This window comes from Leptolyngbya sp. FACHB-541, from assembly GCF_014695875.1.
GTDB lineage: Bacteria > Cyanobacteriota > Cyanobacteriia > Elainellales > Elainellaceae > JAAUTN01.
The window spans coordinates 1-19,394 of sequence record NZ_JACJPC010000155.1; the positions used below are offsets into that span (position 1 = coordinate 1).

At 49.1% G+C, this 19,394-nt stretch carries 20 protein-coding genes; 8 read left to right on the forward strand and 12 right to left on the reverse strand.

The genetic code is table 11. The annotated features are described in order from the left end of the window. Positions 1 to 163: 163 nt before the first annotated feature. From H6G00_RS34215 to H6G00_RS34230, 4 genes are all read right to left on the reverse strand, one after another. The gene (locus H6G00_RS34215) at positions 164 to 1,279 is read right to left on the reverse strand and encodes a PEP-CTERM sorting domain-containing protein (RefSeq protein WP_190800141.1); all 1,116 of its coding nucleotides are present in this window, start codon (positions 1,277 to 1,279) and stop codon (positions 164 to 166) included. A 427-nt stretch (positions 1,280 to 1,706) separates the two neighbouring features. Next, entirely contained in the window at positions 1,707 to 2,165 is a 459-nt protein-coding gene (locus tag H6G00_RS34220; protein ID WP_190800142.1) for a hypothetical protein, read from the reverse strand. 514 nt (positions 2,166 to 2,679) lie between these two features. After that, entirely contained in the window at positions 2,680 to 3,243 is a 564-nt protein-coding gene (gene dps, locus H6G00_RS34225; protein WP_190800143.1) for a DNA starvation/stationary phase protection protein Dps, read from the reverse strand. 190 nt (positions 3,244 to 3,433) lie between these two features. Continuing rightward, the gene (locus H6G00_RS34230) at positions 3,434 to 3,667 is read right to left on the reverse strand and encodes a hypothetical protein (RefSeq protein ID WP_190643520.1); all 234 of its coding nucleotides are present in this window, start codon (positions 3,665 to 3,667) and stop codon (positions 3,434 to 3,436) included. A gap of 150 nt (positions 3,668 to 3,817) precedes the next feature. On the opposite strand from H6G00_RS34230, the gene H6G00_RS34235 reads away from it, so the two are divergent. The 6 genes from H6G00_RS34235 to H6G00_RS34260 all read left to right on the forward strand — a co-directional run bounded on the left by H6G00_RS34235 (position 3,818) and on the right by H6G00_RS34260 (position 11,436). Further along, a complete protein-coding gene (locus H6G00_RS34235) occupies positions 3,818 to 5,986 on the forward strand; it encodes a flavin-dependent dehydrogenase (protein WP_242042665.1) in 2,169 nt (722 codons plus the stop codon). Positions 5,987 to 6,106: 120 nt separating this feature from the next. Then, on the forward strand, positions 6,107 to 6,391 hold the full coding sequence (locus tag H6G00_RS34240) for a DUF3303 family protein (RefSeq protein ID WP_190800144.1): 285 nt from the start codon (positions 6,107 to 6,109) through the stop codon (positions 6,389 to 6,391). A 462-nt stretch (positions 6,392 to 6,853) separates the two neighbouring features. Next, a complete protein-coding gene (locus tag H6G00_RS36455) occupies positions 6,854 to 8,200 on the forward strand; it encodes a GAF domain-containing protein (RefSeq protein WP_190643273.1) in 1,347 nt (448 codons plus the stop codon). A 95-nt stretch (positions 8,201 to 8,295) separates the two neighbouring features. After that, on the forward strand, positions 8,296 to 9,288 hold the full coding sequence (locus H6G00_RS34250; protein WP_190800145.1) for an aldo/keto reductase: 993 nt from the start codon (positions 8,296 to 8,298) through the stop codon (positions 9,286 to 9,288). A 110-nt stretch (positions 9,289 to 9,398) separates the two neighbouring features. Continuing rightward, the gene (locus H6G00_RS34255; protein ID WP_190800146.1) at positions 9,399 to 9,998 is read left to right on the forward strand and encodes a TetR family transcriptional regulator; all 600 of its coding nucleotides are present in this window, start codon (positions 9,399 to 9,401) and stop codon (positions 9,996 to 9,998) included. A 127-nt stretch (positions 9,999 to 10,125) separates the two neighbouring features. Then, complete coding sequence (locus H6G00_RS34260) at positions 10,126 to 11,436, forward strand: serine hydrolase (protein ID WP_190800147.1); 1,311 nt, start codon at positions 10,126 to 10,128, stop codon at positions 11,434 to 11,436. A 250-nt stretch (positions 11,437 to 11,686) separates the two neighbouring features. Here the strand turns inward: H6G00_RS34260 and H6G00_RS34265 are convergent, their stop codons facing one another. Further along, the gene (locus H6G00_RS34265; protein WP_347278265.1) at positions 11,687 to 12,226 is read right to left on the reverse strand and encodes a phycobiliprotein lyase; all 540 of its coding nucleotides are present in this window, start codon (positions 12,224 to 12,226) and stop codon (positions 11,687 to 11,689) included. 248 nt (positions 12,227 to 12,474) lie between these two features. On the opposite strand from H6G00_RS34265, the gene H6G00_RS34270 reads away from it, so the two are divergent. Then, on the forward strand, positions 12,475 to 13,200 hold the full coding sequence (locus H6G00_RS34270) for a M15 family metallopeptidase (protein ID WP_190800148.1): 726 nt from the start codon (positions 12,475 to 12,477) through the stop codon (positions 13,198 to 13,200). A 5-nt stretch (positions 13,201 to 13,205) separates the two neighbouring features. Here H6G00_RS34270 and H6G00_RS34275 read toward each other — a convergent pair whose 3' ends face one another. Together H6G00_RS34275 and H6G00_RS34280 are read right to left on the reverse strand one after the other, a co-directional pair. Then, positions 13,206 to 13,676 (reverse strand): hypothetical protein, encoded by a 471-nt coding sequence (locus H6G00_RS34275; protein WP_190800149.1) that lies wholly within the window; start codon positions 13,674 to 13,676, stop codon positions 13,206 to 13,208. Positions 13,677 to 13,793: 117 nt separating this feature from the next. Then, positions 13,794 to 14,270 (reverse strand): TspO/MBR family protein, encoded by a 477-nt coding sequence (locus H6G00_RS34280; protein WP_190800150.1) that lies wholly within the window; start codon positions 14,268 to 14,270, stop codon positions 13,794 to 13,796. A 136-nt stretch (positions 14,271 to 14,406) separates the two neighbouring features. Between H6G00_RS34280 and H6G00_RS34285 the strand changes: the two genes are divergently transcribed. Further along, on the forward strand, positions 14,407 to 14,661 hold the full coding sequence (locus H6G00_RS34285) for a hypothetical protein (protein ID WP_190800151.1): 255 nt from the start codon (positions 14,407 to 14,409) through the stop codon (positions 14,659 to 14,661). Positions 14,662 to 14,811: 150 nt separating this feature from the next. Here H6G00_RS34285 and H6G00_RS34290 read toward each other — a convergent pair whose 3' ends face one another. The 5 genes from H6G00_RS34290 to H6G00_RS34310 form a co-directional block, all read right to left on the reverse strand. Continuing rightward, positions 14,812 to 16,074 (reverse strand): SufS family cysteine desulfurase, encoded by a 1,263-nt coding sequence (locus tag H6G00_RS34290; protein WP_190800152.1) that lies wholly within the window; start codon positions 16,072 to 16,074, stop codon positions 14,812 to 14,814. Positions 16,075 to 16,111: 37 nt separating this feature from the next. Then, the gene (gene sufD, locus H6G00_RS34295) at positions 16,112 to 17,476 is read right to left on the reverse strand and encodes a Fe-S cluster assembly protein SufD (RefSeq protein WP_190800153.1); all 1,365 of its coding nucleotides are present in this window, start codon (positions 17,474 to 17,476) and stop codon (positions 16,112 to 16,114) included. Further along, positions 17,473 to 18,264, reverse strand: a complete 792-nt coding sequence (gene sufC, locus H6G00_RS34300; RefSeq protein WP_190680436.1) for a Fe-S cluster assembly ATPase SufC — start codon at positions 18,262 to 18,264, stop codon at positions 17,473 to 17,475. Before sufC ends, sufD begins: the two co-directional genes overlap by 4 nt. 65 nt (positions 18,265 to 18,329) lie before the next feature. Further along, complete coding sequence (locus tag H6G00_RS34305) at positions 18,330 to 18,953, reverse strand: restriction endonuclease subunit R (RefSeq protein WP_190800154.1); 624 nt, start codon at positions 18,951 to 18,953, stop codon at positions 18,330 to 18,332. Between the two features lie 8 nt (positions 18,954 to 18,961). Beyond that, on the reverse strand, positions 18,962 to 19,381 hold the full coding sequence (locus H6G00_RS34310; RefSeq protein WP_190800155.1) for a retroviral-like aspartic protease family protein: 420 nt from the start codon (positions 19,379 to 19,381) through the stop codon (positions 18,962 to 18,964). Positions 19,382 to 19,394 lie beyond the last annotated feature (13 nt).

The window sequence follows — 19,394 nt, forward strand, 5'->3', positions numbered from 1 at the left end:
TACGCTTGATGGGTTGCGTCAGCAGTTGCGAGAACGTCTGGCAGCACTCACTCCTGAAGTGATTGCATCGATTACCGCTCGTCCCTCTATCTTGGAAGCTTTATCTGTCGCCGGAATTTAGAGAATTGGTATAACTACAAGGCGCTATAAAATTGCATCTCTACTAGTTGGACTGATGGCGATCGCCTCTCTTCCTTCCCATAAACATTGCACCCATTGCCACTAGCCCAAGGGTCAATGCAGGTTCTGGCACCACAATAGGGGAGTAGGTAATGCCGATCGGACGTTTCAAATTTGGATTTGTGGATACAAAGATAGGTCCAGTTTCACCCACACCAGGCAACGGATCGCCCGTCTCTCCATCAAACCGCAGAATTGCGCCCTGGTTGCCTTTGGTAAAATCAAACCCAACGCTGTATAACGTCCCGGTTGGGGCAAAGGTAAGACCTCCAACGAAATTGTTGCTGGGGGTTGTACCCGTGTAATTGGTTGATAGAGTATCGACTAAACTGCCCGTAAGCAAGTCATAGCGGCGAATATCATTTGCAAAATCGCTGACAAAGAGATCTCCATCTGCGCCAAACTCCAAACCTAGGAAACTCACGAAGCCAAAACTATCTGGCGATGGTGTAGGTTGTGGCACAAACACATCTGGTTCTGGTGCAGCCGCGAAAATGTTGTAGCGCAACACCTGACTTTCAAACAAGAATTCAATTCCACCTTTACCATCAGCCACGCTGCCCTGAGTCGTGACGTAAAGGTTGCCATCTTCGTCAAACAACAGATCGTTTGGTCCATTCAGCCCGTTCGCCGTACCCGTACCAAAAGCAAACACATCCAGAAACTTACCCGTGGTGCCATCAAAGCGCAGAATTTCATCAGAACGGAAACTGCTGACGTAGAGATTGCCGTCGGGTCCAAAAGCATTGCCGTAGGGGCGAAGAAGGCTCCCCCCCTGGTCAAATCTGCCTAAGAAATCTCCCGTTTTGCCATCGAACTTCAAAATTGCGCCAGAGGTTTCGGTTCCACTGCTGATATAAAGGTTGCCATCGGGACCATAGGTCAGGTCATCTGGGGACGTTAAGCCCCCCGTACCCGCAGCGATGAACTCGACGCCAAATCTACCTGTGCGTTCGTCAAAGATGACAACGTTGTTGCCCTCCGTATTGCCAACCAGCAAAGCTGCGTTTGCGCCTGACACACCACAGGTTAATGAAGCTAAGGTTCCTAAAAAGATAGAAGTTTGGACGCTAAGTAATTTCTGGTTAATTAAACGCATTATTTCTAAAAAAAGACAGCGCCCAATTATCCAAGCCAGTCAAAGTTATGAGTGTTTGTCGAGCTACAAATTTCTAGAAATTTACTGATGCTTCATCTTGTGTGAAGGTTATACCAACCCTCTTTCAAAGCTACATATTTTGGGACTGTCCGTGCACTTCGGAATATGGCACTGCTGCTCTGATGTATGAATTCCGTAGGGGCATGGCATTGTGTTACCCGACAGAGGGAATTGAGATCCGTGAATCGTACCCGCATTCAAGGACGCCCAAAACAAATAGTTTCTACAGAAACTTGCTCCGTAGATGAGTAGCTTAAAGCCAACTACATGAAGCCGCTAGAAACGTAACGCTAAGAACCCCAGATTCTTGGAGAATCTGGGGTTCTCAAACCTACATTAGATATGGGATGAGCGTTTTCCCTTCGAGTTATTCGGCATATTCGCTGAGGAACAGCTGATAACGATAGGTGCCCTGGCTGGGACCAGCAAAATCGCCAATCCAGATGCGGTAGGTACCAGCGGGCCAGGCACCAGAGACTTCAGGCATCAAGCCATTCACATCATCTGAGCAGTAGCGACCATCTGGACCTTCAACTAGCATCGTTACATCTCCGGGAGCTTCTACATAGGCACGGAGATAGCTAAATCCTTCGTTGACGGTGAGAACGTGGTCTGGAGCGTTATCAGCATCTACATAGCCACAGTCAGAGGTAGAACGACCGCCTCCAGACATGCCTGTACCGATTTGGGGGTCAGGCAAGAAACCAGGAGTCAGGCTGAACGAACCGTAATCCTGAGCTTTAGCTTGTTGTGGTAGAGCGAAAATAATGCCAGCACTCAAAGCACAGGTGGTTAAAGCGATCGCAGAATTCTTGAGGATGTTCATAGTTCGGGAAGGTTGTCTTAAGAATCAGGTGTTCATGATTAATAGCACAGTAAAAAACATCTAGGTGTCGTTTGTTACAATTGCTGCGTGATGATTTGGTTAAGCAGCTTGAAGCAAACGTGAAGCTAAAAAGTCAAATTGTTGACCATCTTTTTGCAGTTAGAGTTTGAGAATAAGTTGAACTAACGCAATTCGAGATGTTCCTTCTTTTGACTTTTAGTAGATGGTTGATTGTCCTGCTGTGCTATTGATATTGGGAACTACACTGGCTGTCAGAGCTTTTCCGGTGGCGTAAAACATCCAATAAAATTGCAGTTTTATGCAATGCATTAGAAGAGATTTAGATATATTTTGGAGGAAGAATTATTTTTTATATAAAGGCTTGTTAAAGTCTTTATCTACATAAAAGAATACTGAGGAAGCGATCGCCCCTCAGTATAGATAAAACATTGTCCTATTCAATTAACAGAGATTCATCTTGAACTCGGTGTAATTACGGTTAACCGAGAATAGACTATTTGCTCTTTGCTTTGACTTTCTCTTGGATAGTAGTCCCATCCTTGCTGGTAGTCTCAGGAGCCTGCAAGTGAGCTTCCAGGAACCAAAGGCGCTTATCGATTGTGCGGGAAACCTCGGTGTAAAGGTCAGCCGTATCGGCATCCCCCAAGTCGTCGGTTTGGGCGATCGCTTCCCGCAAAGACTTAGCATAAGGGGCAAAGCGATCGGCCAGCGCCACAATGTGGTCTTTCCCGCTTAGAATGTCAAACGGATATTCTGGCAAGGTTGACTGACTGGCAGCAACGCGAGCTGTTCCAAGCGCCAAACCGCCCAAGGCAGTAACCCGCTCAGCAAACATATCAGTGTACTCTTCCAACTCCGTGGCCATCTCATCAAATAGCTCATGAAGCTGATAGAAGTCCATCCCTTTAACGTTCCAGTGAGCCTGTTTGACCTGAGTCTTGAGATCGAGTGTAGAAGCCAGGGTCTGATTTAGAATGGCAATGACTTGAGTACGAACCTCAACGGAAATATCAATGCGAGTCGGATAGAGAGTCTGGCTACGACCATTAGTACTCATACGCCTGTGTCCTGGTAAGACGGTTAGATCATCAACATTAGTCGAAAAGCAGGCGTTGACGAAACCGTATGCTTAGAGGACGTAGGTCAAGGAGCGATCTTTCTTTTGGTAGCGGGTGAGAGGGTGAAGGGAGTTTGGAGTGATAGGGTGATGCGTTTATCTACTCCGTTATCCTACTTCCCCACTTTATCTACGGGAGGCTTTCCCAAGCCTGGGCAACAATTTCACTCAGCCACACCCTGCTTTGCCAGTCGAGTAGGCTGTCATCCGCTAAAACTTCGGCTCTCAGATCTTCTAAAGATTGCCCCTTAGACCGAGCCACGCCGATGACTCCAGCGATCGCCGCTGCAATTAATTCTTCATCTACACGCTGCTGTCTAAGAGCAACAACTTCTTGAGGGCTAGCCGGAATGGGATAATTCATAGCTGATTAATAAAACGTTCACTCCTTTAACAAATATGAGAAACCTGTAAAGTTTTTTAAGCTATTTCATGGTAATCGGAAGTGTAGCGCACTTTCAGACTTTGTCAACCCGCTTTCAGCATTAAACTGATTGGAGTTAATATCAGCGAAATGAAAGAGATTCTTTATATCGAGATCCCCACCCCTAATGTTGCGGCTGTTCGAGCGTGGTTGCAGCAGCAGTTTGAATTTAAATCTGGAGAAAAAGTCATCACTCCAGATGGCTTTTGCCTCAGATATCCTAAAGCTACATTTCAAGCTGCATCCCTTTCAGAAACGACTGAAAAATTACCATCTGAGCTTTCTGTTTTTGTTTGGTCAGTTCAGCGAACGACCTATCTAAAGGTGTTTCGCTGGGCAAGCCAGCCAATCGCAGACGAGCGGCTGATGGTGCAGCAGTTGACGAAAGGATTGCGGGTTCAGTTTCCCAATCAGTATCCGGTGCCCCCGGCGATCGCCCCTGGACAATCTATTTTTGAGGCGTTAGCGGCAAACTACCCCAAAACAGTGAAGTACTTCCAGGACATGCCCAACGGGGAATATGACCTGAACCGAGCCTATTGGTGGGAACAGCGCTGGCGGAAAGGCGTAAAGAATCCGAAACAGCCCAAACAGGTAATCTTTTCAGCGTCAGAAGGACAAGGTCAACAGGATGCTGAAACTGCCCATCAGTCGTCTACAGAATCTCCTCCTTACGATTTAATTTATATTGGCGGTGCGCTTGGGGTGATCCATGCCGCAGTGATGGCGCGGCTGGGCTACCGGGTGCTGCTGATCGAACGGCTGCCGTTTGGGCGGATGAATCGGGAGTGGAATATCTCCCGCGACGAGTTTCAAAGCCTGATCGACCTGGGTCTGTTTACCCCCGCCGAGTTTGAAAGCATGATTGCGCGGGAGTATGTAGACGGGTTCCACAAGTTTTTTGATGCAAACAATCCGCCCCAGTGTAAAGCCCCCGTTTTGAGAACTCCAACGGTTCTAAATGTGGCGCTAGACACGGAAATACTGCTGCGGCTGTGTGGCGACAAGCTGAAAGCTGCGGCTGGCAAAATTTTGGACGAGACAGAGTTTATTCGAGCAGAGGTGGCGGGCGATCGCGTCACCGTTTTAGTCAAACACCTACCAACCCAGGCAACCCAGACGCTAGAAGGACGACTATTAGTAGACGCAATGGGCACAGCTTCCCCGATTGCCTGGCAGCTTAATGGCGGACGAGCCTTTGATAGCGTTTGCCCAACTGTCGGAGCCGTGGTTGAAAGCGGATTTGAGCCGCAGGTCTGGGATGCCCACTATGGCGATGTGCTAAACAGCCACGGCGATATTTCACGCGGACGACAGCTAATTTGGGAATTGTTTCCCGGAGCAAATGACGAGTTGACGATTTATCTATTTCACTACCACCAGGTGAATGCCGAAAATCCCGGTTCGCTCCTGGAAATGTATGAGGATTTCTTCACTATTCTGCCGGAATATCGCCGCTGCGACCTGAGCAAACTGAAATGGCGAAAGCCCACGTTTGGCTACATTCCGGGTCACTTCAGCACGAGTGGGAGTGATCGCCAGATTGCCTTCGATCGCCTCGTCTCGATTGGGGATGCTGCCTCTTTGCAATCGCCTCTTGTGTTTACCGGATTTGGTTCCCTTGTGCGAAACCTGTCCCGCCTCACCGATTTGCTCGATACGGCGTTGCGCCATGACTTGCTCAAAGCCAAACACCTGAATCAGATTCGCGCTTACCAGAGCAACATTTCTGTCACCTGGCTATTTTCCAAGGGCATGATGGTGCCGACAGGTCAATTTCTGTCGCCGCAAAAGGTTAACGCTATGCTGAATACCTTCTTTGGCATTTTGGCAGGGGAATCACCCGCTGTGGCAGACAGCTTCATCAAAGACCGGGGGAGCTGGCTTGACTTTAACCGCATGGCAATTAAAGCCGCCTGGAGAAATCCGTCTCTGCTGCTGTGGATCTGGCAGCTTGCAGGCGCAAAAGACCTGGTGCGCTGGCTTGGCAGTTACCTCAACTTTACGATTAGCGCTTTGATTAGCTGGCTATTTCGCTGGGTACCTGGCTTTGCCCAACAGATTCAACCCTGGCTAGAGCCTCGCTATCCCGCAGTTTGGCTGTGGCTGCTAGCCCAAAGCTATGCCCTCACTTACGGTATGGGGCGACCGCTTGCACGGATCAAGGCGGGGGGAGAAGAGCGGCGATCACTCACACCTTCCACTTCCCTCAAGTCAGTAGCCGACGTCAGCTCAACCCAAGCTAAACCTGACCCCTAAAAGGTGCATCAACTCTAGTAGTTCTAAATTAGTTGTGGAATGATGTGTTGTGAGAGATACACCTCAGAACGGTGTGCTCACAACACTTTTGAGATCGCTGTAGAACTTAGGAACTACTAAATGCTGTTCATGATTGTTGAGCGATTCAAAGACAACGATATGCTGCCAATTTATAAGCGTGTCCGCGACGAAGGCAGAATGTTTCCTGAAGGACTTAAATACATTGATAGCTGGGTAGAGCCAAATTTCAGCAGATGCTTTCAACTCATGGAATGTGATGACCTGCGGTTGATCCAGGAATGGATTTTGAAGTGGCGTGGTGCAGGCGCAATTTTTGAAATTGTCCCAGTCGTGAGCAGCAAGGAAACTCAACAGGTTGTTAGTCCATTTCTTGATCACTTATGAACCGGTCTGAAATATCAACCCTTCGCCCAAATAAGTCTATCTAAATTGGGCAGCATCCTCGGCTCACGTTAAGTAAGTATCGCTTCATCGTGAATTTCTTATGAAGCTCTCAGTAAATTTCAGGAGATCATAAGTAATCTAGATAAAATTTTCACAGTGTTTTCCCTTACTCGGTCGATCCTTAATTCTGGTGGTGGCTGTTTAGGTCGTCCTATTAAAGGTAAGTAGGAACGGTTTAGGGAGTTAGCTATTTACTCGTCTAACTCAAATAGGATCGCCGTATCGCGGTACATAACCTGAGTAGCTAATGCCAGGAAAGATTGTGCTGTCTTCAGGGTGTATAGGAAAATCCAAAGCTTTTGCAACAGCAAGCTCAACCATTCGCGGCAAACTTCTTGGGCAAAAGCTGCACATCAGAGCCTTTACGCATTTACCTCTTCAATCCAAAGGAAAGCGATCGCCATGCCTAGAAAAACTATACTCATTCCGCTATTTGGATGGATTCCAAAATCACCAGGCGCGAAGTTGAGAGGTTTACTTTATCGAGGGTTATTCGCTGAATTAGGAAATGGCTGCGCCATTCGAGAAGGCGTAGAGTTCACTGCTCCTGAGAGCATTGAGATTGGTAGTAATGTTTTGATTGAAAGCCGAGCACGTCTTGATGCAGCCGGTGTAGATAGCAAGATTACGATTGGTAAAAAGTCTTACATCAGGCAAGACGTTCACATCAAATGTATGGGAGACAATCATCAGATTTTAATTGGAGAACAAGTCAACATTGATCGCGGGGTAGACATCAGAGGCAGTCGGGCAAACTGCCGAATTGAAATCGGTGACAGAACCTATATTGCGCCTTATGTCTGCATTGCTGGTCCCGGTCCAATTAAAATTGGTCGCTACTGCATGATTGCCTCCCATACAGGAATCTATGCTAATCAACATCGATTCACAAATTTGGAGCGTCCAATTCAGGAGCAGGGAGTGACTTGCAAAGGAATTGTAATTGAGGATAATTGCTGGATTGGCAGTGGTGCCAGGATTTTGGATGGGGTCACTATTGGTGAAGGCAGTGTGATTGGTGCAGCGGCAGTTGTGACCAAAGACATTCCCCCCTATTCCATTGCAGTGGGGGTACCTGCAAAGGTAGTTTCTAGCCGCAAACCCAAGGAACTGGTCGCCGCACCCGCTAGCCAAGACATGCACTATCGCGATTTAAGCTATCTGCCCGCATCGCTCCAAGCTGTGGTGGCTGAGACCGAAGAAGTTTTTAAGTTAATCAGTGCCGATCGCGAGAAAGGTCTTGAGTTGCTTCAGCAGCACATTAAAGCTTCTAGCCATACAGTTTTTGGAGAGTCAGAAGATTTTCTGCTACAGCATTTCCTGCACAACTTGCTGCATAGCGTCTGTCAGATGTTGGAGGTAGAGACGGCAACCGTTCTTTTAATCAGAAAAGATGAGCAACGACTAGCCATTCAAGCCACGCTTGGGTTAGAAGAGGAAATTTTAGAGAAAATTAGAATTCCGTTAGGACATGGCTTTGCAGGACAAGTTGCTGAAACGGGCGAACCTGTCGTTGTGGCAAACTTGTCGGACATTGAGGTTGTCAGCCCTGTGCTCCGCACTAAAGGGCTGATATCTATGCTAGGAGTGCCTTTGCGCATTAAGGATCAGGTTTTGGGAGTCTTCCATGTTGGTACGTCCTGTCACCGTCCGTTTACCGGCGATGAGACGAGGCTGCTGAAATTTGTTGCTGACTACATCGGCTGGGCAATCGACCGTTTACAGACTTTGAAGATTGTTGCTTTGTAGCGATCGCCCTGCTCTGACAACTTAAGAATAACAGATATTGATTTCTGTCAGTCGTCATGCGATACTGTTTCTATCACGACAGTGGAGAAGTCGCTATGCAAATGCGTCAGATCGGAAACAGTTCGCTATCGGCGATTGGCTTGGGCTGCATGGGTATGTCGGGTATGTATGGCCCTGCAGACCGAGAAGAGAGCATTGCAACGGTTCATGGTGCGCTTGATGCAGGAATTACACTGCTCGACACGGGTGACTTTTACGGCATGGGACACAACGAACTACTGCTGCATGAGGCTTTGGCTGGACGGCAGCGAGAAGAGGTGTTCATTGCGGTCAAGTTTGGGGCGATGCGATCGCCCGATGGTAATTTCATTGGGTTTGATGGTCGCCCAGCAGCCGTAAAAACTTCACTTGCCTACACCTTGCAACGTCTGGGAACCGATTACATTGACCTTTACCAACCCGCACGGCTTGACCCAGCAGTACCGATCGAGGAGACAATTGGGGCGATTGCCGAAATGGTTCAAGCTGGTTATGTGCGGCAGATTGGCTTATCAGAGGTCGGTGCAGACACAATTCGACGCGCCCATGCGGTTCACCCAATTACCTGGCTGCAAATCGAGTATTCTTTGCTGAGCCGCAGCATCGAGACAGAAATTTTGCCTACGGTGCGAGAATTGGGCATTGGTGTTACGGCGTATGGAGTTCTCTCACGGGGGCTGTTGAGTGGTCGCTGGTCAAAGGAGCGATCGCAAACAGCACAAGATTTTCGCAGCCACCTGCCCCGCTTCTCAGGTGAAAATCTAGACCGAAATTTAACCCTGGTAGAAGCACTGCGCGAGATTGCTCAAGCTCAAGATGCAACGGTGGCGCAGGTGGCGATCGCCTGGGTCTTGGCCCAAGGCGATGACATCGTTCCGCTAATTGGAGCCCGTCGTCGCGATCGCCTCCAGGAAGCGTTAGGCGCTTTAGATCTAAACCTGAGTGCAGAACAACTATCTCAGATTGAAGCGGCAATTCCTCCGGATGCGGTAGCGGGCGATCGCTATGATGCAGGACAGATGGCTATGCTAGACAGTGAAAGACGCTAAAAGCAAATTCTTACCAGGCTTGTTCAAGGGAGATAAAACCAGAATGCCATTCTGGTTTTATCTCCCTATTTAAGTTCTAATAAAGTTCGCGATCGCATAGAAACATCAGCATGAATGACTCAGCTTTGACTTCAGATCGAATCCTCGACGTAGCAGAAGACGTGTTGCGTCGCTATGGTCCCAGCAAGGCAACTGTGGTGGATGTCGCACGAGTGCTAGAGGTGAGTCACGGCTCGATTTATCGACATTTTTCTAGCAAAGTTGCCCTTCGCGATGCAGTCGCCGCACGATGGCTGCACCGAGTCTCTGCACCGCTAGCCGAAATTGTCCAAGAACAAGGAACTGCGGCTGAACGGCTACATCACTGGCTAGAGCGGTTAATGTCGCTCAAGCGACAAAAAGTATTAGACGATCCAGAACTGTTTGCGACCTACCATGCGATCGCCCAGGAATCACGAGAGGTTGTGCAAGCCCACGTTGACGAGCTAGTTGGACAACTCACGCAAATTATTAAACAAGGCATTTCTAGTCAACAGTTTCAGGCTTCTGATCCGCATCAGGTCGCCAGGGCAATTTTTAGTGCGACTGCTCGATTTCATCATCCGGCTCATGCTGCTGAGTGGAGCGATCCAAGCATTGACGCTGATTTTGCTCAAGTGTGGAGTCTGTTGCTAGCAGGTCTTACATCAAGAGATCTGGCAAAAAGCTAATTTGCAAACAGATTAATTTGTCCGTTTGCTGAAAAACTGCAAACAAGTGCGTAAATACCCTTATATTTAATTTTGATTGAGTTTGCTTGCGTTTGATGCTGCTATCTCTTCGGTGTGAGGTCAATTAATGCGCCGGGTCGCATATCTACTCGTTGTTCCAGTGGTTGCCATAGGCATGGTAGCGGCTTTGTCTGTTGCTAACCCCCCCTTAGCGCTGGCTCCCCCGATCGAAACGCCCTACGCTGAGCCACCCGAACTGCCCACGATCGAGTCGTTGGAGCAACTTTATGAGATGCGCGATCGCCTTCAGGCTGACCTGGATCAGGTTTCGGTCTTTCCCGATGGCGATGAAGCAGGAATTTTTTCGCCACCCACGGCAATGCTGCAAACGCTTCAAGCAGTAGAAATTCGAATTCAAGTTGAGGAAACCGCCAAGCAAAACTGGAACCAAGCAATTCGTCTGGCAAATCAGGCGGTTACGGCGCAGCAGCAGTCTGACGGTTCGCTAGAAGCGACAGAAAAACTTTATTCTCTCTGGAATGATGCGGTTAGCTCGCTCAGATCGGTGCCAGAGCAATCCTTTTTGTCTCAAAACGCTAACGAAAAGGCTGAGGAATACGAAAACTACCTGAAACTCGCTTCCTATAACTACGACACGGCTCGTTCTGGCTACCTAGAGCCGATCGCTGAAAAGACGGGACTTGGCTCAGATCGAGTTCACATCACGGTCTGTCGTGCAGCCTCGCGAGAATGCCGCCGCTTGAATGGCAGCGCACCGCCCGCCAGTCCCGCCAGCCTAATCAAAGTGCCAGTGGCGATCGCCGTGATGGAAAAGGTTAATTCCGACAACATTGACCTTGATACGCCCATTTCGATTAGCCGAGGAAACTACACCGAAGACGCATCTGACGTTTGGGTGGGGTCAGAATACCCACTGCGACAAGTCCTGTTGCGGATGATCGAACACAGCAGCAACATTGCCACAAATCAGCTCATTGATTACGTAGGACGCGATCGCATCAACCAAATTTTGAGCGATCGCGGTTACCGAGTCACTCGCGTCAATACCAAGCTCGTTGGCGAACGCACCTATCCAGCTAATGCTGGTGTTGGCCCAAATCAGATCAACACCGATGAACTGACCGAAATGATGGTGTCGATCTACAACAAGGAGAATCCCGGTGACGATGAGCTAATCAAGACGCTAATGAGCCAGGATGATCTGGTGCTGGGTCATCAGGGCTTACGAAACTCGAAAGCCTTCTGGATGGGTGAAAAAACCGGGCAAAACTCGAAAGCGCTAGGTACAACCGTTGCCTTCATGCTGGACGATGAATACTACGTCGTTAGCATCGTGCTTGATTACAGCGGCAATGAACGTGCTATTCGAGAAACCATTAATGCGATCGCCAACCACATTGACCAAAAGGGACTTTAAGCAAACTAGTTTTTCGTTACAAGGCTTCGCCTTATAGTGCCGCTTAGAGCGCTATAGCTTTGTGTACGGACGAAGCATTCGGTAGAGAGATTGCGATTGAGTTGCAGAGTTTTTGCCCGAATGCTTCGCCCCTACCGATACCGTTACCTTATGCAGGATTCGGTATCACAAGGCGGCAGAGCCTCAAAACACGCATCCCCAAGCAGAACCTGGGGACAAGGATACGATTAACCTGACGAAGTACTACGTCCTAAGCCAATCGCTTTTCCAAGTATTGCCCGATCATCTGTTGCTCACCTGCGCGAGAAATGATCGTTTGGCGAGTGCGATACTGCTGACCAACCAGCTTCAACTCTTCCTCGAACACAGAGTCTTTGTACTCGGTTCTCAGACAAAGCGTTTCTGGATTTGGGAAATAGAACTCAGCAGTAACGGGCTTAGAGGTGGCAAAGCCGCGATCGCGATACAGCACATCGCCCAGCGCACCAAATAGCGTCAACCCTTTAGACTGCTTCTTACCTGATACGGAGTCAACGCTGTCCCACGTTACCTCAGCTCCGCAAATCATTGAGTGGCGATCGGACAATTCATGCAAATCTGCTAGGTGAGCCAGTTCATCACAGCCCTGTTCCAGAAAGCGGATGGTGATGTTGCTAACCATCTCCTTCGTTTCGCCATCCGGTAAGGTGTAGTAGCGACGTTCTGAGCGCCACTGACCTACCGAGCGACGAAAAAAATTGCTGATCAGCGATTCGTCTGTAGTAGTGGTAGACCTTGAAGATACAATCACCCGATTAGTTCCTTCCGTAGAAATAATTTGGTCAGAAAGCGGATACAGTGTTTGGGGAAAACTGTCAGCATTCTGTTAATTTTCTTAATGTTAATCGCACAACTCCATGATAGCAATGGTTCATAGGCAGATGTGCCATCCTTGTACACTGTGCCCAAGGGCAAGCTTGAGAGTGAGGTTAAGCTGGACTCAACTGACTCGTCTGTAGCTCTCTTTGGTCTCGTCCGTGTCGTCCGCACAGGTCATTCATGAAACCTTATCAGAGAATCCCGATTCTGGAATGCGGAGAGCCACTGCTCCCGATTCCGGTGGAGCTGTTTGCAATAGAAGATCCCCACCCCTACGTCAAGTTATCTGCGCCTTATGGCGGCAAGTCTCCCTACTCTGTGCGCCAAGGTGTATTGGAAGGATTGATCAGAGCGCAAGACTATCTGCAACAGCTACATCCTCAGTGGCGTATTCAAATTTTTGATGCTTATCGCCCGATCGCCGTGCAGCAGTTTATGGTGGACTACACTTTTGTTGAGACTGTTCAGGCACAAGGCTTTCACCTTAATCAGCTAACCCCTGAGCAGCGTCAGGTAATTTTAGAACAGGTCTATCAGTTTTGGGCTGTTCCCAGTGCTGACCCAAAGATGCCTCCGCCCCACAGCACGGGAGCAGCAGTAGATGTGACACTGGTAAACGATCAGGGGCAAGCTGTAGATATGGGTTCTCCGATTGATGAACTGTCTCCTCGCTCTTACCCTGACCATTTCATGAGTGCTTCAGGCAAGGAAGATTCACGGCAGCAAAGCCTGCGCGAAACCTTTCACCGCAACCGTCAGCTTCTCCGTAATGCAATGATTCGGGCTGGGTTTCGGCAGCATCCTCACGAGTGGTGGCACTTTTCTCAGGGAGATCAGATGTGGGCCTGGCTAATGGGTTTGGAAAGCCTGGACACCATGATAGTGGCTCGCTATGGGTCTGTCTGATTGTCCTATGGTGCTGTCTGATTGCCTTGTTGTGCTGGGGCTCTGCCGCCGCAGTAGCCGTTCACTTCGTTTACTAGATTAGGTTCTTCGGCGATCGCCTGCTGGAGTGCATCATAAGCCTGCTGAGCAGCCTGATTGTCCTGCGCGTTTACCGCCTCAACTAGATTGCGGGTTGAGTCGCCCGTGTTTGTGTAAAGCGTGACGAATCGTTCTTGATAAGTTTGAAGCTGCTCATCTGTGACCTCAATTGCTTGTAGGTTTGTCTTTGCCTGGTCAGCCGTATCTGCAATTCGCAGAAAAGCGGCCGGATCGTCCGGGCTGGCATTCTCAGTGATTGCCTGCACCTCGGTCACCGCTTCATTGGCAACTTCAATCAACTGATTACACTGGGCTATTTTGTTCTGGCTACAGCCGATCGCGAAAACTCCCAGTGCAGCAGACAACACAACAACAGCTCGATTACGCGAAAAGAGCATCTAGATTCTCCTGGGTATGCATCAACGGGGGCTTTAAAAATTAAACCAGGACTTAGGCAGGGATTGGGGATTGGGAATTAGAGATTGGGAATTAGAGATTGGGAATTAGGGATCGAGCTATGCATCTTGCGGATTGAGGCGCATCAGTTCCCATGTGGTGTAGGTGCCAACTGGACTCCACAGCAGGTAAGGCAACAACAGAGCAGATGCCCAGACAGAAATAGGCAATACCAAAATTGCCAGAATTAGTCCCAGGACAAAGCCTGTGCCTCCAATGAAGGTTCCTGCTTTGAGGCTCTTCAGAGTCAACATCACCGAGTTGTAAGACAAAGTGACTAATTCCAACAGCAGATATAACCCCATGAGCAGCCAAGTTTTGCGGCTACCGGGATCATGTTCCCAGACGATGTAAGCAGACCATGCGCCGCAGATAAAAACAGTCGTCCAAATCAACGGAATCAACGGTTCAAATGTCAGCCAATAGGGACGACGTAGCCGAGCAAACCATTTAACGCCACTTGGCGGCACGATTGATCCGCCAACTCCTCCTAAGATCAGTGCAATTCCTCCAATCACCATCCAAGATTTAATCATTATCCTCACCCTTAGCGGCACGATGCTCCGCGTTGTCTAAGCTACTGCCATAGAAATAGCTCGAATTGCACAGCTATCTTTGCAGGTTTGAGAGGTAACTGTAATCAATCTCTAGAGGTGTCGTCAGGATGCAGCATTGATAGATGATTTTTGTTTAGAAGCAAACTTGGAAGAATGTAACTTCTCACAAATTCAACTAGCACTCCAACGGGATGGCTCCGAAGCGATCGCAGACCGTTCTGGAGCAGCCAGAAAAGGTCCAACAGCAGTGCAGAAAGACTTAGCAGCTATGCGGAAAAGCTCAGCAGCGGTGCGGAACGATTTTGGAACTTTTCTCAGCGCTGCTAGAACTGTCGTGTATGTTTTCGGGGCGATCGCTGGTTCTTTGTAATCCCTTGTATGGTGCTGTAGGGTGCGTTAGCGCCAGCGTAACGCACCGGAAGATCGACAGGTGATGCGTTCGCTACCGCTAACGGCATCCTACGCAATTCCCCTTAAGGCGTCCTATGTGGACGATAAGCTTAAACTCTTAAACCTTCCCTTATCCAAAAATTCCGCTAAAGAATTCGATCGCTTCCTTGAGAGACGCGATAAAAGTATCAATTTCCTCGCGGGTGTTGTAGAAGTAAAGACTTGCCCTAGCGGTGGACTGTGCCCCGACGTGACGGTGCAAGGGCTGAGTGCAGTGATGCCCGGCTCGGATGGCGATCCCTGCCTGATCGAGAATGGTAGACAGGTCGTGTGGGTGGACGCTTCCGGCAGTAAAGGCAGACAAGGCAGCTCTACCTTCACCTTTTGAATCTGGCTTAGGTCCGTAGAGCGTCAGTTCAGGAATTTGCTGAAGCTGTTGGAACAGGTAAGCCGTTAGCTCGGCTTCGTAGGCGTGAATTTTGTCCATGCCCAGGCTAGAGAGGTAATCTACAGCAGCACCGAGGGCGATTGCCTCAGCAATGGCAGGAGTTCCAGCTTCAAACTTGTGGGGCAGATCAGCATAGGTGGAATGATCAAAAAATACGTCCGCGATCATTTCGCCACCACCCAAGAAAGGAGGCATGGAACGCAGCAGGTCTAGCTTGCCGTAGAGGAAGCCGATTCCGGTAGGGGCACACATTTTGTGTCCTGATGCGACTAACCAATCACAGTCCATCGCCTGTACGTCTACAGTCATGTGCGGGACGCTCTGGCAGGCATCAATCAAAACTTTTGCGCCGTAGTGGTGCGCCAGTTCCACAATTTCCTTGACTGGATTGATGCAGCCGAGCGTATTGGAGACGTGAACGACCGAGACCAATTTGGTTTTGTCAGACAGCAGAGACTTGAAGTGTTCCAGGTCAAATTCTTGCCTCTCGGTTAGCTCAACAAACTTCAGCACAGCTCCGGTGCGCTGAGCCAACAGTTGCCAGGGAATCAGGTTGCTGTGATGTTCCATGACGGAGAGGATGATTTCATCTCCGCGCTGCAAATTGCTGTTGCCCCAAGCGTAAGCAACCAGGTTGATTGCTTCGCTAGCGTTGCGGGTGTAGATGATTTCTTGACGAGAGGCAGCGTTGACAAAATTAGCCACTTTGTCTCTTGCGCCTTCGTAAGCATCCGTAGCGCGAGAACTGAGGGTATGCACGCCGCGATGCACGTTGGCGTTGTCATGCTGGTAGTAGTGCTGAAGGGCGTTCAGGACGGCCACTGGTTTTTGAGACGTGGCAGCGTTGTCCAGGTAAACGAGTGGTTTGCCGTGAATCTCCTGGTGCAGGATGGGGAAGTCGGCACGAACCTGAGCAGCGAGGGTCTTTTCTTGGGTGAAGGTCATGGATCGGGTGTGGGAGGTAGGGTGTGGGGTGTGAGGGTTAGGGGATTTGAGTTTTAAGAAAGTGGGTGAGGGTGTCCTGGAGGGAAGCGATCGCCACCTGCTCAACCACTTCAAAGGCAAAGGCGTAGACTAACAGGCTACGGGCGCTGGCTGCGTCGATGCCCCGGCTTTGCAGGTAGAAGACTTCATCGGCATCTAGCTGTCCGACGGTAGCTCCGTGGGTGCATTTGACGTTGTCTGCAACAATTTCGAGCTGAGGCTTGGTATCTACCCGTGCTTTGGGCGACAGCAGCAGGTTGCGGTTGAGCTGTCCGGCATCGGTGAGTTGGGCAGCTTGCGGCACAAATACTTTACCGTTGAATACGCCGTGAGCCTTGTCGCCAACGATGCATTTATGTAATTGACGACTGCTGCCGTAAGGCTTGCTGTAGACGATCGCACTATGCGTATCTGACAGTTGATCTTGCAGGGCTATCGTCAGTCCGTTTAAGTAAGTTTCCGTCTGCTCCCCAGTCTGGAAAATCTCCGGATTGTGACGAGAAACCTTTCCACCCAAACTGATAGCAGTGCAGGTGTAACGTGAGTCCCTTGCTTGAGAAACCGCCGTTTTGCCAATGTGAAAAGCAGCTTTGCTTTCACGCTGAATGCGAGAGTGATTGACTTGCGCGTTTGCTTCGACCCACACTTCGGTGACGGAGTTAGTGAAATAAACGCCTTCGTCCAGTCCAACGTACTCCTCAACCAGCGTTACGGCACTGTTAGGTTCAGCCACGACCAAACAGCGAGGCTGGGAAAAAGCTGGGGAAGCGGCTGCGGTTGAGAGAAACAGTAGGTGAATCGGAGTCTCTACCACCAAGTTTTTGGGTGCCCAAATAATCGCAGCATCGGTAAGGTTTGCCGTATTTAGCGCAGTGAAAAGTTCTGCGGCTCCTGGCTGTTTACCCACATAGTGAGAGAGGCGAGACTGAAGGGCAATCGCCTCTTCCTGCTTCCCTGCCAACAATTCTGATAAGCTGCCCACATACAAATCCTTGGGCAACCCTTTCACCAAGGATAGGTGTGGTTGATACACGCCATTCACAAATACCAGTCGGCTCTCTGCGGCTTCAGGTAATGTAAAAGGTGCAATTTGCTCTGAGCTAACCGAGGACTGAGAAGTGCGTGCCTCAAAGTTAACCTGTAGCAGTGAGGATAGATCCGTAAATCGCCACTCCTCATCGCGAGTTGTGGGAAATGCCTGCTCCTGTATCAGAAGCTTGGATTGAGACCGGAGCGATCGCAACAGCTCCAAATCCGTCTCCGGGCTACTCGTTTGCTCTAGCAGGCGCAGCAGATAGCCGTCGCGGTTAAGGGGCGATCGCTGCATTACCTCGTTATTACTCGAAGAAACCTGAATACTCATCGTCCTGCCACCTCAGCCGCTTCTGCCTCTAGCACCCAGTCATAGCCCCTGCTCTCCAGTTCATGAGCCAACTCCTTCGTGCCTGTGGTGACAATTCTGCCGCCTTCCATCACATGTACAAAGTCAGGCTCAATGTAGTTGAGCAAGCGCTGATAGTGAGTAATCAAAATCGTTGCATTATCTGGCTTAGCAAGCTGGTTTACCCCATTGGCGACAATCTTTAGTGCGTCAATGTCTAAACCAGAATCCGTCTCATCCAGAATCGCTAGCTTTGGCTCTAGCATTGCCATTTGCAAGATCTCATTACGCTTTTTCTCACCACCCGAAAAGCCCTCATTGACGCTGCGACCAAGGAAGCTAGGATTCATCTTGACGACTTCTAACCGTTCTCGCACCAACTCATCAAAGTCAAATGCATCCAGTTCTTCTAAACCTTGATGCTTACGACGAGAATTGTAGGCAACTCGGAGAAAGTCCAAGTTACTCACGCCAGGAATTTCTAACGGATACTGGAATGCCAGAAAAACGCCCGATCGCGCTCGATCTTCTGGCTCCAACTCCAGCAGATTTTCGCCCTGAAACAGGATTTCTCCACCCGTCACGTCATAGCTCGGATGCCCTGCCAACACTTTAGAAAACGTACTTTTGCCGGAACCATTCGGACCCATGATGGCGTGGATTTCTCCTGCCTTGACTTCCAAATTCAGCCCTTTCAAAATCTGATTGCCATCTACTTCAGCCGTCAGATCTCGCACCGAAAGAATCACTTCACTGTTTTCAATAATCACGCTAAAAGCTCCTCATCGACTGCCATTCGTTCAACTAAGTAAATTCAATAAAATCTATAACCAGTTCACCTACTTTGACCAACTTGCTTCAGAATCTGAAAAACGTCATATAGTTCATTGCCAGGATTACGAAGCTCAAAAATCTTAGACGTACTGTATTGAGGCACCTTTCCATGTGTCAACTTGACAAAAGTAAAGCTACCTCCAGTGGTAATCATGCCAAACCCAGGCTGGTCCTTATTAGGGTTCGCCAGCATATAAGACAGAAGTTGCGCCAACCCCGCCTCGATCGAGAAAAAAGCTCGTTTAGATTCAATTACCAGTAACCAAAACTGTTCCTTTAGCAGCAGAATGTCAATTTGCCCTCGAATCGCAACCTCATCATCTTCATCAGAAATCTCGCTCGATTCCTCTGCACAAATACGAAAGGGAGGAAGAAAGAAATCTGCCAAAAATAGAATTGGGCTGACAATCGAAAATTGAATTGTTTTCTCAAGTAAGGGAGGGTACTCAATCAGGTTGAGATAGCCTGCTTTTACCTTGTCTAAGTACTGCCTTTCCAGTTCAGTAACCTCAGGTAAATTCTCTTGCCACTCTCGAAAAAACTGGCTGTCTTGGGCTCGTTGTAACCCAAAATTGTCAATTAAATCTCTTAAAGTTGCATCTCTAGCCTGTAGGACTTGCACCATATCACACTCTATTTGAGAAACTTTCGGGCAATGTCGGGGCTTTTAGGATTGACGATCAGCACTTCTCGTTTTGGGTCAACTAATACATCCAAATCTTGCAGCGGATGCGCTCCAAGTAAGACATCTGGTGAGTTCGGTACTACAATCGCGTACTCAACTGTCTTTCGATTCTCAAACCTGAGTTCTACTGGCCCAACTACATCAAACTGAGCCACAGAGCCATCCGCTAACTCTGCCTGCTGCTCATCGACTTTTGGTAGATCCAAATAGTCTCTAACGGCTGGAGTGATTGACAGCATCGAGGCACCACTATCTACTAAAGCTCTGACGATTATCCGTCTAACTCGGTTCTCTGGGATGTAACCCTCACGAAAAAGAGCCAGATCATCCCCACGAGTCAATTCAATTTCAGCGTAAGTGATGCCCATTGTTGCTGATCTC